This is a genomic window from Cytobacillus horneckiae (assembly GCF_002835735.1).
GTDB lineage: Bacteria > Bacillota > Bacilli > Bacillales > Cytobacillaceae > Cytobacillus > Cytobacillus horneckiae.
Genome location: NZ_PISD01000001.1, coordinates 23,725 through 44,334, shown reverse-complemented (window position 1 = coordinate 44,334; position 20,610 = coordinate 23,725). Strand labels below are relative to the sequence as shown.

22 protein-coding genes and 1 riboswitch are annotated in these 20,610 nt (G+C 37.3%); of the genes, 10 read left to right on the top strand and 12 right to left on the bottom strand.

The features are described 5' to 3' along the window. Positions 1 to 33: 33 nt before the first annotated feature. Both asnB and metK read right to left on the bottom strand, forming a co-directional pair. On the bottom strand, positions 34 to 1,935 hold the full coding sequence (gene asnB, locus CWS20_RS00290) for an asparagine synthase (glutamine-hydrolyzing) (RefSeq protein WP_066191007.1): 1,902 nt from the start codon (positions 1,933 to 1,935) through the stop codon (positions 34 to 36). Positions 1,936 to 2,295: 360 nt separating this feature from the next. Then, entirely contained in the window at positions 2,296 to 3,495 is a 1,200-nt protein-coding gene (gene metK / locus CWS20_RS00285; protein ID WP_066191004.1) for a methionine adenosyltransferase, read from the bottom strand. A gap of 321 nt (positions 3,496 to 3,816) precedes the next feature. Then, a riboswitch (SAM riboswitch) is annotated at positions 3,817 to 3,940 on the bottom strand. Between the two features lie 391 nt (positions 3,941 to 4,331). On the opposite strand from metK, the gene pckA reads away from it, so the two are divergent. Beyond that, positions 4,332 to 5,915 carry a phosphoenolpyruvate carboxykinase (ATP) gene (pckA, locus tag CWS20_RS00280; protein WP_066191000.1) on the top strand — a complete coding sequence of 528 codons (1,584 nt, stop codon included), beginning with the start codon at positions 4,332 to 4,334 and terminating at the stop codon, positions 5,913 to 5,915. Positions 5,916 to 6,232: 317 nt separating this feature from the next. Here the strand turns inward: pckA and CWS20_RS00275 are convergent, their stop codons facing one another. Then, entirely contained in the window at positions 6,233 to 6,475 is a 243-nt protein-coding gene (locus CWS20_RS00275; RefSeq protein WP_066190998.1) for a DUF2584 domain-containing protein, read from the bottom strand. Between the two features lie 68 nt (positions 6,476 to 6,543). Further along, entirely contained in the window at positions 6,544 to 7,320 is a 777-nt protein-coding gene (locus CWS20_RS00270) for an alpha/beta hydrolase family protein (protein WP_066190996.1), read from the bottom strand. 112 nt (positions 7,321 to 7,432) lie between these two features. Here CWS20_RS00270 and CWS20_RS00265 point away from each other — a divergent pair, with 112 nt between their 5' ends. From CWS20_RS00265 to CWS20_RS00255, 3 genes are all read left to right on the top strand, one after another. After that, positions 7,433 to 8,431: an ABC transporter substrate-binding protein gene (locus CWS20_RS00265; protein WP_066190991.1), complete on the top strand. Its 999-nt coding sequence runs from the start codon at positions 7,433 to 7,435 to the stop codon at positions 8,429 to 8,431. A gap of 102 nt (positions 8,432 to 8,533) precedes the next feature. After that, on the top strand, positions 8,534 to 9,313 hold the full coding sequence (locus CWS20_RS00260; RefSeq protein ID WP_066190989.1) for an ABC transporter ATP-binding protein: 780 nt from the start codon (positions 8,534 to 8,536) through the stop codon (positions 9,311 to 9,313). Next, positions 9,291 to 10,097 carry an ABC transporter permease gene (locus CWS20_RS00255; protein ID WP_066190985.1) on the top strand — a complete coding sequence of 269 codons (807 nt, stop codon included), beginning with the start codon at positions 9,291 to 9,293 and terminating at the stop codon, positions 10,095 to 10,097. The genes CWS20_RS00260 and CWS20_RS00255 overlap by 23 nt, the downstream gene beginning before the upstream one ends. A 15-nt stretch (positions 10,098 to 10,112) precedes the next feature. Here CWS20_RS00255 and ytkD read toward each other — a convergent pair whose 3' ends face one another. Both ytkD and CWS20_RS00245 read right to left on the bottom strand, forming a co-directional pair. Next, complete coding sequence (gene ytkD, locus CWS20_RS00250; protein ID WP_066190981.1) at positions 10,113 to 10,598, bottom strand: RNA deprotection pyrophosphohydrolase; 486 nt, start codon at positions 10,596 to 10,598, stop codon at positions 10,113 to 10,115. A gap of 85 nt (positions 10,599 to 10,683) precedes the next feature. Next, complete coding sequence (locus CWS20_RS00245) at positions 10,684 to 11,010, bottom strand: hydrolase (RefSeq protein ID WP_066190974.1); 327 nt, start codon at positions 11,008 to 11,010, stop codon at positions 10,684 to 10,686. Positions 11,011 to 11,132: 122 nt separating this feature from the next. Between CWS20_RS00245 and CWS20_RS00240 the strand changes: the two genes are divergently transcribed. Next, positions 11,133 to 11,369 carry a DUF6154 family protein gene (locus tag CWS20_RS00240; protein WP_066190971.1) on the top strand — a complete coding sequence of 79 codons (237 nt, stop codon included), beginning with the start codon at positions 11,133 to 11,135 and terminating at the stop codon, positions 11,367 to 11,369. Between the two features lie 75 nt (positions 11,370 to 11,444). Here CWS20_RS00240 and CWS20_RS00235 read toward each other — a convergent pair whose 3' ends face one another. Next, the gene (locus tag CWS20_RS00235; protein WP_066190968.1) at positions 11,445 to 11,882 is read right to left on the bottom strand and encodes a Dps family protein; all 438 of its coding nucleotides are present in this window, start codon (positions 11,880 to 11,882) and stop codon (positions 11,445 to 11,447) included. Positions 11,883 to 12,038: 156 nt separating this feature from the next. On the opposite strand from CWS20_RS00235, the gene ytzI reads away from it, so the two are divergent. Further along, positions 12,039 to 12,218, top strand: coding sequence for a YtzI protein (gene ytzI / locus CWS20_RS00230; protein ID WP_066190963.1), 180 nt, complete (start codon positions 12,039 to 12,041; stop codon positions 12,216 to 12,218). A 25-nt stretch (positions 12,219 to 12,243) separates the two neighbouring features. Then, on the top strand, positions 12,244 to 13,695 hold the full coding sequence (gene cls / locus CWS20_RS00225) for a cardiolipin synthase (RefSeq protein ID WP_066190960.1): 1,452 nt from the start codon (positions 12,244 to 12,246) through the stop codon (positions 13,693 to 13,695). Between the two features lie 302 nt (positions 13,696 to 13,997). Here the strand turns inward: cls and CWS20_RS00220 are convergent, their stop codons facing one another. Further along, complete coding sequence (locus CWS20_RS00220; protein WP_066190957.1) at positions 13,998 to 14,471, bottom strand: S-ribosylhomocysteine lyase; 474 nt, start codon at positions 14,469 to 14,471, stop codon at positions 13,998 to 14,000. 170 nt (positions 14,472 to 14,641) lie between these two features. Here CWS20_RS00220 and yidD point away from each other — a divergent pair, with 170 nt between their 5' ends. After that, positions 14,642 to 14,875 carry a membrane protein insertion efficiency factor YidD gene (gene yidD / locus CWS20_RS00215; protein WP_411814275.1) on the top strand — a complete coding sequence of 78 codons (234 nt, stop codon included), beginning with the start codon at positions 14,642 to 14,644 and terminating at the stop codon, positions 14,873 to 14,875. Here yidD and CWS20_RS00210 read toward each other — a convergent pair. Beyond that, positions 14,872 to 15,426: a beta-class carbonic anhydrase gene (locus tag CWS20_RS00210; RefSeq protein WP_066192051.1), complete on the bottom strand. Its 555-nt coding sequence runs from the start codon at positions 15,424 to 15,426 to the stop codon at positions 14,872 to 14,874. The genes yidD and CWS20_RS00210 overlap by 4 nt on opposite strands. A gap of 310 nt (positions 15,427 to 15,736) precedes the next feature. On the opposite strand from CWS20_RS00210, the gene CWS20_RS00205 reads away from it, so the two are divergent. Continuing rightward, on the top strand, positions 15,737 to 16,729 hold the full coding sequence (locus tag CWS20_RS00205) for a metal ABC transporter solute-binding protein, Zn/Mn family (protein WP_066190950.1): 993 nt from the start codon (positions 15,737 to 15,739) through the stop codon (positions 16,727 to 16,729). A 178-nt stretch (positions 16,730 to 16,907) separates the two neighbouring features. After that, entirely contained in the window at positions 16,908 to 17,060 is a 153-nt protein-coding gene (locus tag CWS20_RS00200; protein ID WP_083957173.1) for a DUF1540 domain-containing protein, read from the top strand. Positions 17,061 to 17,157: 97 nt separating this feature from the next. Here CWS20_RS00200 and CWS20_RS00195 read toward each other — a convergent pair whose 3' ends face one another. The 3 genes from CWS20_RS00195 to menH form a co-directional block, all read right to left on the bottom strand. Next, positions 17,158 to 18,642, bottom strand: coding sequence for an o-succinylbenzoate--CoA ligase (locus CWS20_RS00195; RefSeq protein WP_083957172.1), 1,485 nt, complete (start codon positions 18,640 to 18,642; stop codon positions 17,158 to 17,160). A gap of 223 nt (positions 18,643 to 18,865) precedes the next feature. Continuing rightward, positions 18,866 to 19,687 carry a 1,4-dihydroxy-2-naphthoyl-CoA synthase gene (gene menB, locus CWS20_RS00190; protein WP_066190947.1) on the bottom strand — a complete coding sequence of 274 codons (822 nt, stop codon included), beginning with the start codon at positions 19,685 to 19,687 and terminating at the stop codon, positions 18,866 to 18,868. Between the two features lie 86 nt (positions 19,688 to 19,773). After that, positions 19,774 to 20,610 carry a 2-succinyl-6-hydroxy-2,4-cyclohexadiene-1-carboxylate synthase gene (menH, locus tag CWS20_RS00185; protein WP_066190945.1) on the bottom strand — a complete coding sequence of 279 codons (837 nt, stop codon included), beginning with the start codon at positions 20,608 to 20,610 and terminating at the stop codon, positions 19,774 to 19,776.

Here is a 20,610-nt window from a genome sequence, read left to right as displayed (position 1 = left end):
GAGCAGGGGCTTCATTCCCCTGCTCTTTTCATATTATTTCTGCGGTTGTAAAGATGATTCTTTAATATATTCTGCTTCAAAATTATATTTCTTCTCCACATACACACTATGCCAAACCATAAACATTAAAACAGTCCAAATTTTACGGCTATAATCGCCTTTATCCTGGCAATGGTCTTCAAGAAGCCTTAATACATAATCTTTATTAATTAAATGCTCCGTATTGCTTTCTCTGATAATGGTTTTAGCCCAATCGTTCATTTCATCCTTTAACCAGTGGCGAATCGGCACCGGGAAACCAAGCTTTTTACGATCCAATACATGACTTGGCACAATGCCTTCAGCTGCTTTACGCAAAATATACTTTGTCGTACCATTAGCAGTCTTTAAGCTTGTAGGAATGTTTGAAGCGACTTTAAATAGCTCCTTATCAAGGAATGGTACACGTAATTCCAAAGAATGAGCCATCGTCATTTTATCTGCTTTTAGGAGAATATCTCCACGCATCCAAGTGTGGATATCGATAAACTGCATTCTATCGACAGGGTCAAAACCTTTGCTTTCAGCATATAACGGATTGGTTATATCAAGATAATGGACATTCTCATTGTATACATGAAGCAATTTGCGTTTTTCATCCTCAAGGAACATTTTTGCATTGCCAATATAACGTTCTTCCATTGGCGTTACACCGCGTTCGATAAAGCTTTTCCCTTTCATTCCCTCAGGCATAATTTTCGCTACTGCTCTAAGCAGCGATTTTCCCGCTTTCGGAATTTTATTAAACATTTCCAAATCCTGCGGTTCACGATAAATATTATAGCCGCCGAAGAGCTCATCTGCACCTTCGCCTGATAAAACAACTGTTACATGCTTGCGTGCCTCTCTCGCAACAAAATAAAGCGGAACACATGCCGGATCAGCTAAAGGATCATCGGTATGCCACATAATTTTAGGCACTTCATTCATATATTCCTCAGGACTGATAATATAGCTAATATTTTCAACACCTAGTTTATCAGCTGTCTCCTTCGCTACATCAACCTCACTAAAACCATCTCTTTCAAAGCCCACTGAGAAAGTTTTAATCGATGGATGATATTGTTTAGCAATAGAAGCGATGATTGACGAATCAATACCTCCAGACAAGAAAGAGCCTACCGGTACATCACTGCGCATATGCACTTTAACTGAGTCAATTAAAACTTCTTGAATTTCTTTAATATAATCTGACTCTGACTTTTGGACAGGATGGAAGTTCGCTTTCCAATAACGATTGATTTCCATTTTCCCGCCGATTTTCTTTGTGAAATAATGACCAGGCTCAAGCTTATGAATGCCTTCTGACATTGTGAGCGGCTCAGGAACAAATTGATAAGTCATATAGTGTTGGAGCGCCTCATAATTAATCACATCATTTTTTAGAGCGAGCAGGATGCTTTTCTTCTCGGAAGCAAAGAACGTTTTTTCACCATCATCAAAATAGAAAAATGGCTTAATCCCAAACGGGTCTCTTGCGCCAAATAGCATTTCTTCTTGTTTATCCCAAATAACAAAAGAGAACATTCCGCGGAGCTTTTCTACCGCTTTCTCTCTGTACTGGCTGAACATTGCAATGATTACTTCTGTATCAGAACTTGTTTCAAAAGTTAATCCTTTTTCGAGAAGCTCCTCGCGAAGTTCAACATAGTTGTAAACCTCACCATTGAAAATAATCCAATAGCGTTCGTTTTCATAAGTTAATGGCTGATGGCCGCTTTCAATATCGATAATGCTTAAACGGCGAAAACCAAATTGTATATGATCATCATAATAATAACCGGCATCATCCGGCCCGCGATGTGTGATAATATCGTTCATATTTTTAAACTGCAGTTTTTCATTTTCACGATAATTCTGTGCTTTTTCATGTACACAACCAATAAATCCACACATTATGTACGTCACCTTCTTCATCTTATTCTTTTAACTTACATATCATAGCTGTTATCTTAAAAAACATCTACAGATTTTTCACTACTGTAAAAAACACTTAATAATATTACCATTATTCCATAAAACTTGGTACAAAGATAGAAAAATTGTATCGGGAAAATAAAGGAATCGTTACTGTCAGTCTTATCTAAATATAATGATAATAAACAGATTGTTTCATACGATAACACTTGATATCATGGGGGCGATTGTCGCCTGCCTCACTTTTCACATTCAGTCGTTTGCTTCCACTTTAAATAAGACGACATAAAAAACGCGGAAGTTACAATTTAAATGTAACTTCCGCATTTTACCATTCTTTTATTTCAATGCTTCTGTGCGCAGTACATCTGCTTTGTCAGTACGTTCCCAAGGAAGGTCTACATCTGTACGGCCAAAATGTCCGTATGCAGCTGTTTGTTTGTATATTGGGCGACGAAGGTCAAGCATTTTAATAATGCCAGCTGGACGTAAATCGAAGTTATTTCTAATTACTTCAACTAATACGTCCTCACTCACTTTACCAGTACCGAATGTATCAACAGAAATGGAAACTGGCTGTGCGACACCAATTGCGTATGCAAGCTGAACTTCCACTTTATCTGCTAATCCTGCAGCAACAAGGTTTTTGGCAACATAACGAGCTGCATAGGCTGCTGAACGGTCAACTTTAGTCGGATCCTTACCAGAGAAGGCACCCCCGCCATGACGAGCGTATCCACCGTAAGTATCTACAATAATTTTACGTCCTGTTAAGCCCGCATCTCCTTGAGGTCCGCCGATTACAAAACGGCCTGTCGGATTGATGAAGTATTTTGTATTTTCATCAATAAGTTCAGCTGGGACAACTGGATTGATTACATGTTCCTTAAGGTTACGCTGAATTTGCTCTAGGCTAATTTCAGGATGATGCTGTGTTGAAATAACAATCGTATCAATGCGAACAGGTTTATTATTCTCATCATACTCTACTGTTACTTGTGTTTTTCCGTCCGGACGAAGGTACGGAAGAATTTCTTCTTTACGTACTTCAGCTAAACGGCGTGATAATTTATGCGCTAATGAAATAGGAAGAGGCATAAGCTCTTTTGTTTCATTGCATGCAAAACCAAACATTAACCCTTGGTCCCCAGCGCCAATTGCTTCAATTTCAGCGTCACTCATTTGTCCTTCGCGTGCTTCCAATGCCTGGTCAACACCCATAGCAATATCAGCAGACTGTTCATCAATTGAAGTTAATACTGCACATGTTTCTGAATCAAAACCATATTTCGCGCGAGTATAACCGATTTCCTTAATAGTTTCACGAACGATTTTTGGAATATCTACATATGTGGATGTAGTTATTTCACCCGCAACAAGAACCAAACCTGTTGTTACAGATGTTTCTGCAGCAACCCTTGCGTTTGCATCATGTGATAAAATTGCGTCTAAAATAGCATCAGAAATTTGGTCACTAACTTTATCCGGATGACCTTCAGTTACTGATTCAGAAGTAAACAATCTACGTTTTGTTGACATCTGATTTCCTCCTTATTTATCGAATAAACAAGACTGGCATTTTCCAGCCTCGAGTTTTTGATACGGAACTCATTCCCTTAGTAGTATGAATTAAACATAGACATTTATGAAGAAGGTTTGGCATTTTTCTATACCCTTAATAACCTATGCGTTAACTTGGTATATTGGGAATAGACTGTAATAAATTCCTTCTAACTTTCATAAATAGTACATTCCAAAAGTCGCTCATCCCATTCAATTCCAATCAACTATCCTGGGCATACAAAAAAACCTTCCCCATTATAGTGAAAAGGTTGAAAACAAACTGATTCGCGCCTTTCACTCTTATCGATCAAGGATCATACATTATTTATCCTTGCATCAGGTTAGCACCTTTGCTCATAAATAAAGTTGGCAGGTTGCTGGGTTTCATAGGGCCTGTCCCTCCACCAGCTCGGGATAAGAGAGTATCCGTTCAAGGATTCATCATAACTTACAGAAACGTTCTAGTCAATTATTTTTCGCTATTTCTATGGATGTAACAAAAATTGTTAGAAAAAAATAAGGATTTTCCTACAGTTTTAATCGCAAAGCATCTTCAAATAAAAAAAATCATTTCCTTATATATAACAAAATTTACATTAAATTTTTGAATTACCCTTTAAAAAGAAGCAAAATCTATTTATAATGAATACCGCATTTGAATTTGTGACAATTTCATTAATTGTAGAAAAATCCACGAAATAGTATAGATTATATAAATTAATGTGTTATACTATTTTTGAAGAAATCACATTCAAATTTTGAGATGCACATCTCTTTCAAAAATAATTTTTATAAAGGAAGGTATTCATCAGATGAATTCTGTATCGATAACTGAGTTAAATGATTTACTTAAAGGCGAAAACATCCAAGTTCAATTATCTGTTCCTCAACTAGTAGAAAAAGTGTTAAACCGCAATGAGGGTGTACTTACTTCAACTGGTGCAGTACGTGCTACTACTGGTAAATATACGGGCCGTTCACCTAAAGATAAATACATCGTTGAAGAAGCTAGCTCAAAGGATAAAATTGACTGGGGAAGCGTCAATCAGCCAATTTCAGAAGAAGCCTTCAATAACCTTTACAATAAAGTCATTGCTTTCTTAAAAGAGAAAAATGAAGTATTCGTATTCAAAGGATTTGCTGGTGCAGATAAAAAGCATCGCATGCCAATCCAAGTAATTAATGAATATGCTTGGCACAACCTTTTTGCACACCAATTGTTCATTCGCCCTGCAGAAGATGAATTAATCAACCACGAATCAGAATTCACTGTGATTTCAGCTCCAAACTTTAAGGCTGACCCAGCAGTTGATGGTACTAAATCAGAAACTTTCATTATCGTTTCCTTTGAACGTCGCATCGTTTTAATCGGCGGGACTGAATATGCAGGAGAAATGAAAAAATCAATTTTCTCTGTGATGAACTATATGTTACCAGAAAACGGCATTCTTCCAATGCACTGTTCTGCAAATGTTGGCCGTGAAGGCGATGTAGCTTTATTCTTCGGCCTTTCTGGTACCGGTAAAACAACATTGTCTGCAGATACAAATCGCCGCCTAATTGGTGATGACGAGCACGGATGGTCACCTAATGGCGTATTCAATATCGAAGGCGGCTGCTATGCAAAATGCATCGACTTAACTCGCGAAAAAGAACCGCAAATTTTCGATGCCATTCGCTTTGGCGCTGTCCTTGAGAATGTTGTTCTTAACAACGAAACTCGTGTAGCTGACTATTCTGATAACACATTAACAGAGAATACTCGTGCCGCTTATCAATTACAAGCAATTGATAATATTGTTGACCCTAGTATTGCAGGTCATCCAAACACGATTATTTTCTTAACTGCAGATGCGTCAGGCGTATTGCCTCCAATTTCAAAATTAACGAAAGAGCAAGCAATGTACCACTTCTTAAGCGGCTACACTTCCAAGCTTGCTGGAACTGAGCGTGGAATTACTTCACCTCAAGCAACTTTCTCAACATGCTTTGGCTCTCCATTCTTACCGCTTCCAGCACAAGAATATGCTGAAATGCTTGGTAAGAAAATCGACGAGCACAATGCGAGAGTATTCCTTGTTAACACTGGCTGGACTGGTGGAGAATACGGTGTCGGAAGCCGTATGAAACTCGCTTATACTCGTGCAATGGTTGAAGCTGCACTAGAAGGCGAACTAAACAATGTAGAAACAGTAAAAGATCAAATCTTTGGATTGGATATTCCTTTACATGTAACAGGTGTACCTGACGAAGTACTTCTTCCAAACAAAACTTGGGCTGACCAAGCAGACTATGAAGCAAAAGCAAAAGTGCTTGCTGGTCAATTCCGCGAAAACTTCAAGAAATTCGGTAATATCTCTGCTGAAATCGGAGAAAAAGGCGGCCCTATCGCTTAAATTATCTAAATATGACGACGGTAATCTTTATGATTGCCGTTTTTTTGTTGATTGAAGTGTAAGGTAGGCTACTGCTATATCTGATTAGTTGCAAGAGGACACATTAAGGTACTTCTTTTTTCTGCCGAAGTCGTTTATGCTTCACAGAGATAAAACCACTTTATCTTCGTTAAGCACTCTTTTTTCCTGCGCTTCACAGAGATATAACCGGTTTATCTTCATGGAGCACTCCTATTTCTCGCCCTTCACAGAGATATTACTGATTACACTAGGAATTAACTATTAAAGCAGCAATCTTAGCGATTGCTGCCCATTAGTTAGTTTGAAGATTTCAAAGATATAAGCTGGTACTTAATTGTCGTTGTTTCATTCTCCATTTCTACCTTACGAATAATACCCATACCGCTTAATTCCCCGTCTCTTGTTTTCTTTACTTCCACAGGTATATCGATTGGGTATAAGCGATATCCATTTTTTGTTAGTGAAAAATAATTCTCATCTAATCGGACTTCATTTCCTTTTGTTACTATCATCGTGTTTAATTCCAATGGCATACCCATCGTATATCCGCTCCTCTTTAAGCTTTTTATTATTATTCTATCTCAGATTTACAAAACGATAAAGCTGTCTATTCAGTTTGTTTTTTCATCCAGTTTGCTAAATCACGGACGATTTTTCGATTAATTGCTGGAGGGAAATAATGTGTAAATTCATGAAAGTACCACGTTTCTACATTTTTATTTAATTCTTTAAGCCTTTTTTCAAGTCGATAGGCATGTTCAACAGAAACATTTTGGTCCTTTGCTCCATGAATAATAAGTACATTGGCATCCAGCCGATCTAATTCATATAGCGGTGTCCGATATTCATATCTTTCTGGATATTTATTAGGCGTACCGCCAATGACTCTTTTCATCATTCTGCGAAGGTCTTTCCGTTCTTCATATGTGAGAAACATATCGCTCACACCCCCCCATGTCACAATGGATGCAGCCTCTAGTTCATGTATACCAGTTAATAGTGCCATTACCCCTCCTCTTGAAAAGCCAAAAATGTGAACGTTCTTTACTCTTTCATGTGATTGCAGCAAACGAAAACCTGCAAATGCATCTTCGCGATCGTCACCAGCAAAGTCTTCATTTCCTTCTCCTCCTTGATTTCCCTGATAAAAAGGGGCAAAAACGATAAAGCCTTGGGATGCAAATTGAACGATTCTGCCTGGACGAACCTTCCCCACGTTCTTGATGCCCCCACGCAAATACAAAAAGCCATCGTATTTCTTATCATTCTTTGGTTCTGCTAATAACCCTTTGACCTTTAAGCCGCCGGCCATATATGTAATTACTGATAACTCGATTTCTGGATGCGGAGATGGGAATTTCCATCTGTCTGTAATAATTGTCAAAAAAGCTCACCTCTTCTCTAAATATTTTTTATAGGCTATCACACATTTTTTGCACCTTCATACGATAATTTAGGCGCTTAAAACAGATTTCTTTATTTGGGAGGTTCGACCGATGAAAAAATGGTTTAAAATCAGCTTTGCTCTATTTCTTATCACCATTCTTATCATACCAATTGCTGCTTGCGGCAAGGATGATGTCACGAAAGTTCGTATAGGTGAAGTGACACGCTCTATCTTCTATGCTCCCCAATATGTTGCCATAGAAAAAGGTTTTTTTGAAGAGGAAGGTCTTGATATTACATTAACAACGACCGCAGGCGGCGATAAAACAATGACTGCCTTGCTATCAGACGGGATTGACGTTGCCCTCGTTGGTTCTGAAACTTCTATCTATGTTAATGCTCAAGGAGCAAATGATCCAATCATCAACTTTGCTCAGCTTACACAAACAGACGGAACCTTTCTTGTCTCACGTGAGAAAATTGACGATTTTTCATGGGATCTTTTAAAAGATAGTACCTTCCTTGGCCAACGAAAAGGCGGAATGCCTCAAATGGCAGGTGAATTCGCATTAAAGAAGCATGGAATTGACCCTCATGCAGATTTAAATTTAATCCAAAATGTTGATTTTGCTAATATCGCACCTGCATTCTCTTCTGGCACAGGCGAATTTGTACAGCTCTTTGAGCCGACAGCCAGCGTATTTGAAAAAGAAGGAATTGGTCATATTGTTGCTTCATTTGGAGTAGAGTCAGGAAACCTGCCTTACACTGTCTATATGTCAAAAGATAGCTACTTAAAAGAAAATCCAGAGACTGCTGAGAAGTTTACTAGAGCCATTTATAAAGCTCAGCAATGGGTTGACTCACATAGTGCGGAAGAGACAGCAGAAGCTATTCAAGGCTATTTCGATAACACCGATCTAGACATTATTGAAATGTCAGTTGAAAGATATAAGAGCCAAGGATCGTTTGCAACGAACCCTATCTTAGATCAAGAGGAATGGGAGAATTTGCAAAACATTATGGATGAAGCTGGTGAGCTTCCTCAACGCATTGATTATGAAACACTTGTGAATACATCCATCGCTGAAAATGTTATGGATGAATAACTAAAATGAGCTGGCGTTTGTCATTATCACTCAAACGTTGGCTCCTATTCTATTGGTTTTACAAGGTGATTGTATACCAATAAGGAAAGAGGAGACCGCAAAATGGAATTTCTCAAAGTTGACGATGTTTACCATACTTATTTTACAAAAAAAAGTGCTGTAACTGCCCTCTCCAATATCACACTTGATGTAGCTGAAGGAGAATTCGTTTCCTTCCTAGGACCAAGTGGATGTGGTAAAACCACCTTGCTATCCATTATTGCCGGACTAATTACACCGACTTCAGGTACCGCTCAGCTCGAAGGAAAAAAGGTGGGAACAATTGATAATGAAATTGGCTATATGCTGCAGCAGGATTATTTATTCCCGTGGAAGACCATTGAAGAAAATATCCTTCTTGGACTCAAAATAAGCCATAACTTAAAGAAAGATAAAATCGATTATGCCCGGAATTTATTAGAACAAATTGGATTAAAAAATGTGGATTCTCTTTTTCCTAAACAGCTGTCTGGAGGAATGAGGCAAAGGGTAGCACTTGTCCGCACTTTAGCGACTGAACCAAAGCTTCTTATGCTTGATGAACCCTTTTCAGCACTGGATTATCAGACGAAGTTAAATCTGGAGGATCTCGTTTCAAATACATTAAAGGCATTTAATAAAACGGCGATTCTAGTTACGCATGATATTGGTGAAGCAATCGCAATGAGCGACAGAGTATTTTTATTTTCACCTAGTCCAGGACACATCCATAAAACGTTTCACATTCCTAAAGAGCTAAGAGAACTGACTCCTTTTCAGGCAAGGAACCATGAATCATACTCTACTATTTTCCAAACAATATGGAAGGAGTTGGAGTCCATTGAACCCGAAGAACAATACTGAACTTCTTCATAAAGAATATCTTCGTTCATTAAATAGAGAAAAAATATGGGTAAGATTTTATCAAATATTAATTTTCATTTTTGTTTTTGCTGGCTGGGAAATTGCCAGCAAACTGCGGTGGATTGATCCATTAATCTTCAGCTCCCCTTCAAAAGTATGGGCGCTTTTTATTGATAAAATACAAGATGGCTCATTGTTATTTGATTTAAGCTTTACTTTATCCGAAACTATTCTCGGTTTTATATTGGGAACTATACTAGGAACACTGCTTGCTGCCCTTTTATGGTGGTCACCAATGCTTTCAAAAATACTCGATCCATATTTAGTCGTTCTAAATAGCATGCCAAAGGTCGCTCTTGGACCAATCTTAATTGTCGCTCTTGGCCCGAGTTTTACTTCCATTGTAGCAATGGGAACAATTATTTCAGTTATTATTACGACGATTGTTGTGTATACATCATTTAGAGAATTGGATCCAAACTATATAAAAGTACTGCAAACCTTTGGCGGAACGAGATATCAAATCTTTAAGGAAGCCATTCTCCCTTCTTCCTTCCCAGTTATCATTTCAACACTGAAAGTTAATGTCGGATTATCTTGGGTTGGAGTAATCGTAGGAGAATTCCTCGTTGCCTCCAAAGGACTGGGCTACATGATTATATACGGTTTTCAAGTATTCAATTTTACATTAGTTATGCTTTCCTTACTTGTTATTGCTGTACTTGCAACCATTATGTATCAGCTAGTTGAATTGCTGGAGAAAAAACTAATTAAAAATAATTAATTTAAAAAACGGCATTTACACATGCCGTTTTTCATTTAAATCCATAATAAATTCAAGGCTTCTCTTAATAACTTGGTCTTTCATAATGTAACTGAATTCTTGATTATTAAGCTGAGGCAATAATTGGTCTTCTTTAATTAGCGCTGGACCATCTGTTTCAAAATAATGTGCTTTTTTATTCAGCTCCATTACTTCTCCATAAAAAACAGCCTTTACAAATGACTCAGAATTGGCAGTCACTTCATATTCACCGATTTGCTCTATATGTGCAAGGGCAGCTCCTGTCTCTTCCTTTACTTCTCTAATCGCTGCCTGTTCAAGAGACTCGCCGCTTTCTACCTTTCCGCCTGGAAATTCGAGCCCCCGCACTTTATGTTTTGTCAGCAGCCAGTGCTTCCCCATTCGGCAAATGACTAGTACATGCTTCGGTTCAATTGTAAACTTCCCTTTTTCAAAGGATAACCTTACAGTTCCCCCATAATAATCGAAAAAAGATTCCATTGTTTCCCTCTCTTGAGTTGATTGCTTATGTGTGAATACATTCCTCTGTCAAATCTTATTATAAAGGTTATTCACTGTCTTTGCTTTAATTTTCTGAAGGTAATATTCCCATACTTGCTATATGATTTCTAGCTTCTTCATCGCCAAGCTGGTAAATGGCACCGTAAATTTTTGTTAGCCCCTCATCATATTTATCATTTTGCCGATCAAAATGATACTGTAAATACGGGACATGCGCTCGGTAGAAATTCTCCCATTCAGTCGAATAGTTTTGATCAAATAACTCCCTTAATTCAACAATTTCGTCATCTGTCGCTTCTATTTTAAAATCCCATGGTGATGAAGTAGAGCTTTGAGATATTTCTCCGTCATTGATTGTAATATAATACGTTTTTTTTGCAGGCATAATCATCATCCCCTTTTTCTTATTAGTTATCGTTTCCCACAATTTTAAGTAATTTATACGAAAACACGAGCAATAAAATAAAGATTACATATACTAACGAAACAAACTAAAATGAAAAGGGGAAAAAAATGAAAATCATCGATGAATTATACGATTACTATCGAGATAAATTAACTGGTGATGAAGAAGATATCGATATGCTTGCCTTCGCATTTCTAGAGGAGATGTCGAGAGAAGATTTGTTGGAGCTGATCAATGAACTGGATAACCAAGAACTTTACAACTTAATGGGGATTTATTTAATTGAATCATTAAAAGGGAAATTTGCTTCGGCAGACTTTACGCAAACGCAAAACTATCATTAGGCTACATAAACCGTCAGCATGAAGCAAAGAGCAAAAGTCTCCCCTACGCTTGTGTGCATAGGGGAGACTTTGCGATTAATCTAAAAACGCTTTAAACATCCAAGTATGCTTTTTCAAGCTTTGCTTAACAGCAATAAGCATATCTCCTGTTGCTTCATCATTCGCTTCTTCTGCAAGTTCAATGCCTTCTTGGAGCTCACCGAGCATTTTTTCGAAATCGTTGCATACGGATTGAACCATATCCCGCTCTTTTTCTTGGCCTGTTGCTTCCTCAATAGAAGCAGTCTCCAAGCATTCTTTCATCGTTGCAACCGGACTGCCGCCAAGAGCAAGAATTCTTTCAGCTAATTCGTCAATATGATCATTCGCTTCATTGTAAAGCTCTTCAAACTTTTCATGCAACGTGAAAAAGTTGCTTCCTTTAATGTACCAATGGTAATTATGTAGCTTTACATACATGACTGTCCAATTTGCAACTTGTTTGTTTACGGATTGTATTAATTTATCGTTCATTTTATATCACCCTCCACACTTATAACATACCCTTTATATGAAGGTTAAAACCCTCTTTTCTAAGTTTGTTTTCCTATGAGGATAGTTGGAGAGATTTTAGTTCAGATTAAATGATATAAATGGTAGAATAGCTTATGAAAAGGGGGTACAAACTTAATGACTTACATAATCGTAATTATTATTTCAATTATTATTGTCTTTACTGTTCTTATATTAAGTGTAATGACAACTTCCAAAGCATATACATACAAACATACAATTGATCCTATTCAAGAGACGGCAGAGGAAAAGAAAAAAGCCGTATCAGCTGATGAGAAGCAAGGTAGGGAAAATTAAATAACTGAGAGGAACTTGCTAACAAATGGACATATACTCCATATTTATCGGACTCACTTTCATTCTTAATATGTTTCTTGCGATAGTCGTAATTTTTTTAGAAAGAAAAGATGCAGCTTCGACTTGGGCTTGGCTTTTAGTATTATTTTTTATCCCTTTACTAGGGTTTATTATTTATTTACTATTCGGCCATAACTTTCCAAGGAAAAAGAATATGTTTCAATGGGAGGACCGCAAAAAAATCGGGATTGATGAAATGCTTTCAATTCAAATCTCAGCCCTTCATAATCGGAACCTGCCAGCAAAAAATAATGAAGTCATACAAAATCATGACTTAATATATATGCATCTTGTAAATAATGACGCCGTATTAACTCAAGACAATTCAATGGAAATATTCACTGATGGAAAGGACAAGTTTGATTCACTTTTTAAAGATATTGAAGCTGCCACAGATCATATTCATTTGCAATATTATATTTTTAAAAGGGGAGATTTAAGCAAGCGGCTTGTAGAAATATTGAATAGAAAAGCTAGTGAAGGTGTTAAGGTTAGAATTTTATATGATGACCTTGGGTCAAGGAGCATGACAAAAAGATACTTTAAAAAGCTGCGTGAAGCAGGAGGAGAAGTTGAAGCATTTTTCCCGTCAAAATTCCATTTTATTAATTTGCGCCTGAACTTTAGGAACCATCGAAAGCTTGCCATCATTGATGGAAAAATAGGGTATGTTGGCGGCTTTAATATTGGTGATGAATACCTTGGGCTGAACAAAAAGTTCGGTTATTGGAGAGATACCCATCTTCGTATTGAGGGAAGCGCAGTTTATGCGATACAAACCCGTTTTATATTGGACTGGAATCAAGCTTCTCATCGTCATGACATTCATTATATGCCCGAACATTATCCGCCCATTCAGCCAGAAGGCGATATACCAATTCAAATTGTAACAAGCGGTCCTGACAATGAACTAGAACAGATTAAGAACGGCTATATAAAAATGATATTATCTGCCAAGGAATCAATACTCATTCAAACGCCATATTTTATTCCTGATGCAAGCCTGCTTGATGCTTTGCGTATTGCGGCTTTTTCAGGTGTAGATGTTAAAATTATGATTCCAAACAAACCTGACCATATGTTTGTTTATTGGGCAACTTATTCGTATATTGGGGAAATGCTTAAAACGGGGGCAAAGGTATTTATATATGATAATGGCTTTGTTCACGCGAAAGCAATCGTGATAGATGAAACCATCTCATCCGTCGGTACTGCAAATATTGATGTGCGTAGTTTTAGATTAAATTTTGAAGTCAATGCTTTTATTTATGATGAAAAAATCGCTAAAAGACTGGCGGCAGATTTTTATAATGATGTCAGAGTTTCGCGAATTCTTACAGAAGAGGAATATAATAATCGTTCATTATATATTAAATTTAAAGAATCGATTTCGCGTTTACTTTCACCCATTTTATAGAAAAGAGGCTGTCTCAAAAGCGTCTTTTAAAAAAATTACCACGTGATGTAATGAAGCATCTCGTGGTTTTTGCGTATTTTAGACAAATTCTCTTGGAGTGGCGATGACCTCTTTCTTTTATGCGTTCGTCAGTTTATTTACCGGTTAAAGTGGCAGTAGCTTTTTTGTGCACTTTTTTAGGAAGTAATGAAATTCCTTAATCAACACTTCATTTTCCAGAAATAGCTAGAAAAAAGAGGCTGACCCAATAGGTGTCATTTTCATGACCCTTATGGGACAGCCCGTTTTCTTATTTTAAAACCTTATGCAAAAACTTGTTTTAATTCTTCCTTCGATTGGGATAACCAGAAGCGCATCAAACGCTTGGCACCTTCTAAGTCATGAAGCTTAGCTTGACCGCATTGCTTCTCATTCGCAGCTGGAATTTCTTCGATTTCTACTGCATCTTTCAATGTAGCTTCTAATAAATCGATAATTTCCTCGACTGTTGGTTCCCCGCTTACGACAAGGTAATATCCGGTTTGGCAGCCCATTGGTGAAATATCAATAATATCGAAGTGTTCATATTTCTCAGAATGTGTACGAATATTGAAAGCAAGTAAATGCTCTAGCGTATGAATCGAATCTGGCTTCATTGCCGCTTTGTTTGGCTGGCAGAAGCGAATGTCAAACTTGTTAACCACACCGTCTGTACCGACTTTATGCACACCGCAATGCCTCACATATGGAGCTTTTACAGCGTTATGATCTAATTCAAAACTTTCTACTGATGGCATAAATACCACTCCTTTTTACAACATTAATATCATTATACTATAAATTCCGAGTATTTTCATCAACTTAATATGTTTATACTAATAAGTCAGCTATTTGGACTATTAACCCATTATATGATATGTTTTTGCTAAAAGAGCTAATGATGAATAAAAGGGTGAATAAAAAAATGATGCAAAAAGCAATCCTTCGCTTATTTAAATTGTACCAATTGGCCATTTCTCCATTAAAACCGCCAACTTGCAGGTTTTATCCGACATGCTCAAACTACGGAATAGAGTCCGTTAAACGTTTTGGCGCAATGAAGGGCAGCTGGTTGGCTCTAAAAAGAATCTTTAAATGTCACCCTTTCCATCCTGGAGGCGTAGATCTCGTCCCCGAAGAATGGCCAAGGAAAAAAGATTAATATCCTTCAACTACTACATCTAATTTTCCGGTACTTGGATCAATAACCAATCCATGTACTGGGACTTCAGGCATAAGCGGGTGATTTTTAATCATATTTACGCTATGGGCCACACTGTCTTCGACCTTATTAAAACCACTTAACCATTTTTCCACATCAATGCCTGAATAGGAGAGGGTATCAAATGTTTCATTAGAAATACCTCGTTCTTTCATATTCTCCATCATCGAAGTTGCACTCATTCCGCTCATCCCACAATCGTGATGGCCAACAACAAGGACTTCATCTGCCTTTAGTTGATAAAGAGCCACTAAAATACTTCTCATAATACTTCCGAATGGGTGACTAACTAATGCACCAGCTGTTTTCACGATCTTTACGTCACCATTCTTTACATTTAATGCTTTCGGCAATAACTCAACTAACCGCGTATCCATACAAGTTAATATCACCATTCGTTTATTCGGATATTTAGTTGTTTCATAATCGCGATATTTTTCTTCTTCCACAAAAAGCTTATTATAATCTAACATTTCCTTTAATAAACTCATTTTTCTCATCTCCACCCGCATATAATGTCTTGTTAACGAAATATTTATTGCTTCATCAAAAGAATACATCACTTAGCTTCTTTTTTGTATGACAATAATTTACACTTAAAAAGTGTTTGCCTATATACATCATACAAAATAGTGCCCAAGCAAACAAATTTTATACTTGCATTTTCTTTTTATTTTTTGTAAGATAACATATGTGAAATCGTAATGATTACGTATTAATCTGTTCTACAAATCGTAATAAATACGATTTATTCTATTTAATTTAAATTATATATAGAATGAAAGTCGAGAGGAGAAAAAAATGAAGAAGATATTATTGCTATTGATTCCTTTTATAATGGTTATGGCTGCATGTGCAAGTCCAACTGCTGAGGAACAAAATAATGAAGAAAAACTAACTGTTTATTCAACTGTATACCCTTTGCAGTACTTCACGGAGAGAATTGGCGGAGAATTGGTTGATGTAAAAACAATCTATCCTCCAGGCGCTGATGAACATACATTTGAGCCTTCGCAAAAAGAGATGATTGCCATTGCTGATGCAGATTTATTTATTTACCTTGGCCTTGGCTTAGAAGGCTTTGTTGATAATGCTAAGAACACTTTAAAAAATGAAAATGTGACGATGATTCCTGCAGGAGAAAACATTCATCTTGAAGAAGCAAAAACTGAAGATGAGCATGAAGGTCATAGTCATGAGGAACATGGAGAAGAAGAACATGATCATGATCATGCGCACGGCGAGGATGGACACGAGCACCATCATCATGGTGATGTAGATCCACATGTGTGGATTGACCCTCTCTACTCAAAAGAATTGGCAGAATCAATCAAAAATGCACTAATTGATAAAATGCCTGAAGAAGAAAAAACCTTGAATGCAAATTATGAAAAATTAGCAGCAGAATTAGACGAATTAAATAATGAATTCACGAAAGTAACTAATGAAGCAAAGAATAAGAAATTTATTGTATCACATGCTGCATTTGGCTATTGGGAAGAGCGCTACGGTCTTGAACAAATCAGTATTTCAGGTTTAAGCACGTCTAGTGAGCCTTCACAGAAGGAATTGCAAAAAATCATTGACGATGCAAAAGAACACAATTTAGATTATATATTCTTTGAACAAAATGTAAGCTCTAAACTAACAGAAATTATTCAAACTGAAATTGGTGCAGAACCGCTAACCATTCATAATTTATCCGTATTAACACAGGAAGATATTGATAATGAAGAAAATTATTTTACACTTATGAATAAAAACATAGAGAATTTAAACAAAGCTCTAAACTAAACCTTTATAAAAGCTCTCATTTGCCTAATGGAGAGCTTTTTATTTTTTCTTTACCAAAAATAACAAACATCTGAAGGCAGTCCTATAAATCCCATTAATGAGTGCTGATTATTAGGGGAGAATAAAGGATGGTGACGATTTTAACACCAAACAAAACCTCCAAAAGGACGTGAGCACTATGGCAAAGGACGTTTTATGTGAAGTAAATAACTGTGCTTATTGGGCAGATGGCAATCGTTGCAGTGCAAGCCAAATCTATGTAGTAAGCCATAGAGGAGACACCGCATCGACAAGTAAAGAGACGGATTGCAAAACTTTCGAACGCCAATAAGAATGGTGCATGCAGCAAGTGGCTCCTGTGTAGAGGAAAGCCATTTATGAGGAAAAAGCTTCATCCAGCAGCTATTTTTGCTAGATGAAGCTTTTTTCTACATTTGTATCATTTTACGAAGTTCTCTGCGCAAAATTTTCTTTGATGCATTTCTTGGAATTTTTTCTACTATGAAGAATCTTTTTGGTACCTTATATTTTGCAAGTTTTTCATTACAGAATGATTCAAGTTCATCATGACTTACATCATGATTTTTTTTAATAACGACAAATGCTACCGGGACTTCTCCCCAAGTAGAATCTTTCATTCCGACTACACCCGCATCAGCTACAGCATGATGGGCTGCTACAATCCCCTCCACTTCTGCTGGATATATATTTTCTCCTCCGGAAATAATTAAATCGGAGCGGCGGTCCAACACATATAAAAATCCATCCTCATCAAGATAGCCGATATCACCGGTAGAAAGCCAGCCATTATTAAGTTTCTCGGCTGTTTCATGATCGCGGCCTAGATAGCCGCTAGTTACATTAGGCCCTTTAACAAGAATTTCTCCAGAAGCATTTGGTTCAGCCTCATGTCCAGATTCATTTATTATTTTCAGCTGAGAAGGAAATAATGGTTTACCTGCTGAACCTACTCTTTGCAAGCTATCTTCAGGCGAGAGCGTAGCTATTTGCGAAGCAGTTTCAGTCATTCCATATGTTTGATAAATAGGAATGTTATGTGCTATGGAATCCTCTAATAAAGCTTGAGAGGCTGGTCCTCCCCCGAGCAGTATACCGCGGAATGTAGTAGGCAGTCTTGCTTCACCAAGTTCATCTAATAGCTTTCTTAGCATCGTACTGACTGATGACATAATCGTTACATTTTGCTTGTGAATCATCTCAATAATTGTCCTTGCATCAAATGGGTCAATCAAAACGACTTTCATGCCATAAATCAAGCCACGCATTAAAATAGAAAAACCGCTTATATGAAACAATGGCACTGTACATAACCAGGCATCCCGGTCATTGATCCCAAGATTTAAGCTGGAGCCAACAGCACTCCATAAATGGTTTCCATATGACTGCTTCACACCTTTTGGATGTCCAGTTGTACCGGATGTATACATTACAGTGCATACATTGTCTAAATGAATTTCTTTAACGATGGCAGGTTCAATATACGCTTCTTGATCTATTGCTTCCTTCAGAACCACTTGAATTTCTGAAAGCTCATATTTCACTTCCGTATAAACTTTATCAAATGCTCTTTCTGTGATTAGATAGCTTGCTTTTGAATCACGCAGCTGCCATAAGATTTCTTTACTTGTTAAACGATTATTTAATATAACCGTCCTTGCATCAAGAAGCTGAAGTGCGAACAGTATATAGACAGTTTCTAAGTTATTTTTCAACAATACTCCAACAAATTGAGATTCTTTAATTCCTTTAGCGGCCAAGTGTCCTGCAATTTTGTAAGACTCATGGTAAACATCAGAAAAAGTATAATCTTTTCCATCATAATGAAAAGCTAGTCGATTAGGCGTTGATAAATATCTTTTATATAAAAAATTTTGCATCACTTGATTATCCAAAATGACACCTTCTTTTATAGAATCATTCATTAAGTATGTAGTAAAACGACTGCAATGCCTTCAAAATTCAAAAAACTTGGCGTCCGCCAAGCTCCTACGCGAATGCTTTAGTTTTACTTATGCTTTAATTATATTTCCCTATTCAGGACTATTAAAATCCTTTCAGCTAAAAACAGCCTGATGGAGGATCCATCAAGCTGTTTTTACCTTGTAAAAGGATTGATCAAGGGAAACGAGGAAACTGTCCAAAGTCCGGATTACGTTTCTCTTTAAATGCATCTCTTCCCTCTTTTGCTTCATCAGAAGTGTAATAAAGAAGGGTTGCATCTCCTGCAAATTGCTGAATACCAGCAAGTCCATCGGTATCTGCATTAAATGCAGCTTTTAAGAAACGGATAGCTGTCGGGCTCTTCTCAAGAATTTCTTCACACCATTGAATCGTTTCTTCTTCCACTTTTTCAAGTGGTACAACGGTATTAACAAGCCCCATATCTAATGCTTCCTGTGCATTATATTGACGGCATAGGAACCAGATTTCGCGTGCTTTTTTGTGACCTACGATTCTAGCTAAGTAGCCTGAACCATAGCCTGCATCAAAGCTACCTACTTTAGGACCTGTTTGGCCGAATACTGCATTATCTGCAGCAATTGTTAAGTCACATACGATGTGAAGAACATGTCCGCCGCCAATAGCATAGCCTTTTACCATTGCGATGACGGGTTTAGGAATTACACGGATTAATCGTTGAAGATCAAGTACATTCAAACGAGGAATTTGGTCATCACCAACATAACCGCCATGGCCGCGAACCTTTTGATCTCCGCCAGAACAGAATGCTTTATCTCCAGCACCTGTTAAGATAATAACACCTACATTTGAATCGTCACGTGCATATGCAAACGCATCCATCAATTCCATCACTGTTTTTGGGGTGAACGCATTATGTACGTGTGGACGATTAATTGTTATTTTCGCAATGCCGTTGTATGTTTCATAAATAATTTCTTCATATTTACGGCCTGCTACCCATTCTACTGCTGACATAATTTGTTGCCTCCTTATATATTCATAAATAAGTTATTTATTTATATTACCACATCATATTTTAGCAATAACTGACGAAAAACACATCATTTTTCACCATTTTCTTTTGAAAATGCAATTTCCGCTAAAAAATCACTTACAAATGTAGCAAATATTTCTGGATTTTCCACATGAATGGCATGTCCGCACGCTTCGACAACTTTCCATTTAGCGTACCGAAAATCACTTTCCATTTCGTTGGCAAGCTGACAAAATTTTTGATCTAAAGATCCTGTAATCAATAACACCGGGAACTCAATTTTGATTAGCTCGTCCCACCAGCTTGGTTGTGCACCAGTTCCCATCCCTTTTAAACTATTGATTAAACCGAGCGGATTATTGCGAAGTCGCTGATTTCTAATAGCTAACCACTTCTGTTCACTTAGTCTTTTTTGACTAGAAAACAAAGGAATATCCTCCCAATAATCCACAAAAAACTCTAATCCTTTTTCGGAAATTAATTCGCATAAGCGAAAATCCCGCGCTTGCCTTTCGTTCCTTTCCAATGCAGTTTTTAGCCCAGGGGACGTACTCTCAAGAATAAGGCTTCTGACCATATGAGGATATTTGACAGCGAATGTAATCGCCAGCCTTCCACCCATTGAGTATCCTAGGATATCAGCCTTTCCTATATTCATTTTTTTCATTAATGAATAAATGACTTCAGCTTGATGCTCGATTTCATAGCAGCTGATCTCTTCTGGAGAATCTGATTCACCATGTCCAATAATATCGAGTGATATCATCTGCGAGTGCATACTCCATTTATTTTCAAAGGCTGCCCATGTAGCGCTGCTGCCAGTAAATCCATGGAGTAAAATTAGCGGGAAGCCATTGCCTCGAATATCCACATGATAATTTATCCCATTTATGACAAAATTCAT

Bases quoted from the DNA above. Each gene is read 5' to 3' on its own strand.
- CWS20_RS00275 (WP_066190998.1), bottom strand. From the start codon at position 6,475: ATGGGTATGCCATTGGAATTAAACACGATGATAGTAACAAAAGGAAAT.
- CWS20_RS00200 (WP_083957173.1), top strand. From the start codon at position 16,908: ATGGCAAAGGACGTTTTATGTGAAGTAAATAACTGTGCTTATTGGGCA.
- CWS20_RS00235 (WP_066190968.1), bottom strand. From the start codon at position 11,882: ATGAACGATAAATTAATACAATCCGTAAACAAACAAGTTGCAAATTGG.
- pckA (WP_066191000.1), top strand. From the start codon at position 4,332: ATGAATTCTGTATCGATAACTGAGTTAAATGATTTACTTAAAGGCGAA.
- CWS20_RS00210 (WP_066192051.1), bottom strand. From the start codon at position 15,426: ATGAGTTTATTAAAGGAAATGTTAGATTATAATAAGCTTTTTGTGGAA.
- metK (WP_066191004.1), bottom strand. From the start codon at position 3,495: ATGTCAACAAAACGTAGATTGTTTACTTCTGAATCAGTAACTGAAGGT.
- menH (WP_066190945.1), bottom strand. From the start codon at position 20,610: ATGAATTTTGTCATAAATGGGATAAATTATCATGTGGATATTCGAGGC.
- CWS20_RS00205 (WP_066190950.1), top strand. From the start codon at position 15,737: ATGAAGAAGATATTATTGCTATTGATTCCTTTTATAATGGTTATGGCT.
- CWS20_RS00245 (WP_066190974.1), bottom strand. From the start codon at position 11,010: ATGATTATGCCTGCAAAAAAAACGTATTATATTACAATCAATGACGGA.
- CWS20_RS00220 (WP_066190957.1), bottom strand. From the start codon at position 14,471: ATGCCATCAGTAGAAAGTTTTGAATTAGATCATAACGCTGTAAAAGCT.
- CWS20_RS00260 (WP_066190989.1), top strand. From the start codon at position 8,534: ATGGAATTTCTCAAAGTTGACGATGTTTACCATACTTATTTTACAAAA.
- cls (WP_066190960.1), top strand. From the start codon at position 12,244: ATGGACATATACTCCATATTTATCGGACTCACTTTCATTCTTAATATG.
- CWS20_RS00240 (WP_066190971.1), top strand. From the start codon at position 11,133: ATGAAAATCATCGATGAATTATACGATTACTATCGAGATAAATTAACT.
- asnB (WP_066191007.1), bottom strand. From the start codon at position 1,935: ATGTGTGGATTTATTGGTTGTGTACATGAAAAAGCACAGAATTATCGT.
- yidD (WP_411814275.1), top strand. From the start codon at position 14,642: ATGCAAAAAGCAATCCTTCGCTTATTTAAATTGTACCAATTGGCCATT.
- menB (WP_066190947.1), bottom strand. From the start codon at position 19,687: ATGTCAGCAGTAGAATGGGTAGCAGGCCGTAAATATGAAGAAATTATT.
- ytkD (WP_066190981.1), bottom strand. From the start codon at position 10,598: ATGGAATCTTTTTTCGATTATTATGGGGGAACTGTAAGGTTATCCTTT.
- CWS20_RS00265 (WP_066190991.1), top strand. From the start codon at position 7,433: ATGAAAAAATGGTTTAAAATCAGCTTTGCTCTATTTCTTATCACCATT.
- ytzI (WP_066190963.1), top strand. From the start codon at position 12,039: ATGACTTACATAATCGTAATTATTATTTCAATTATTATTGTCTTTACT.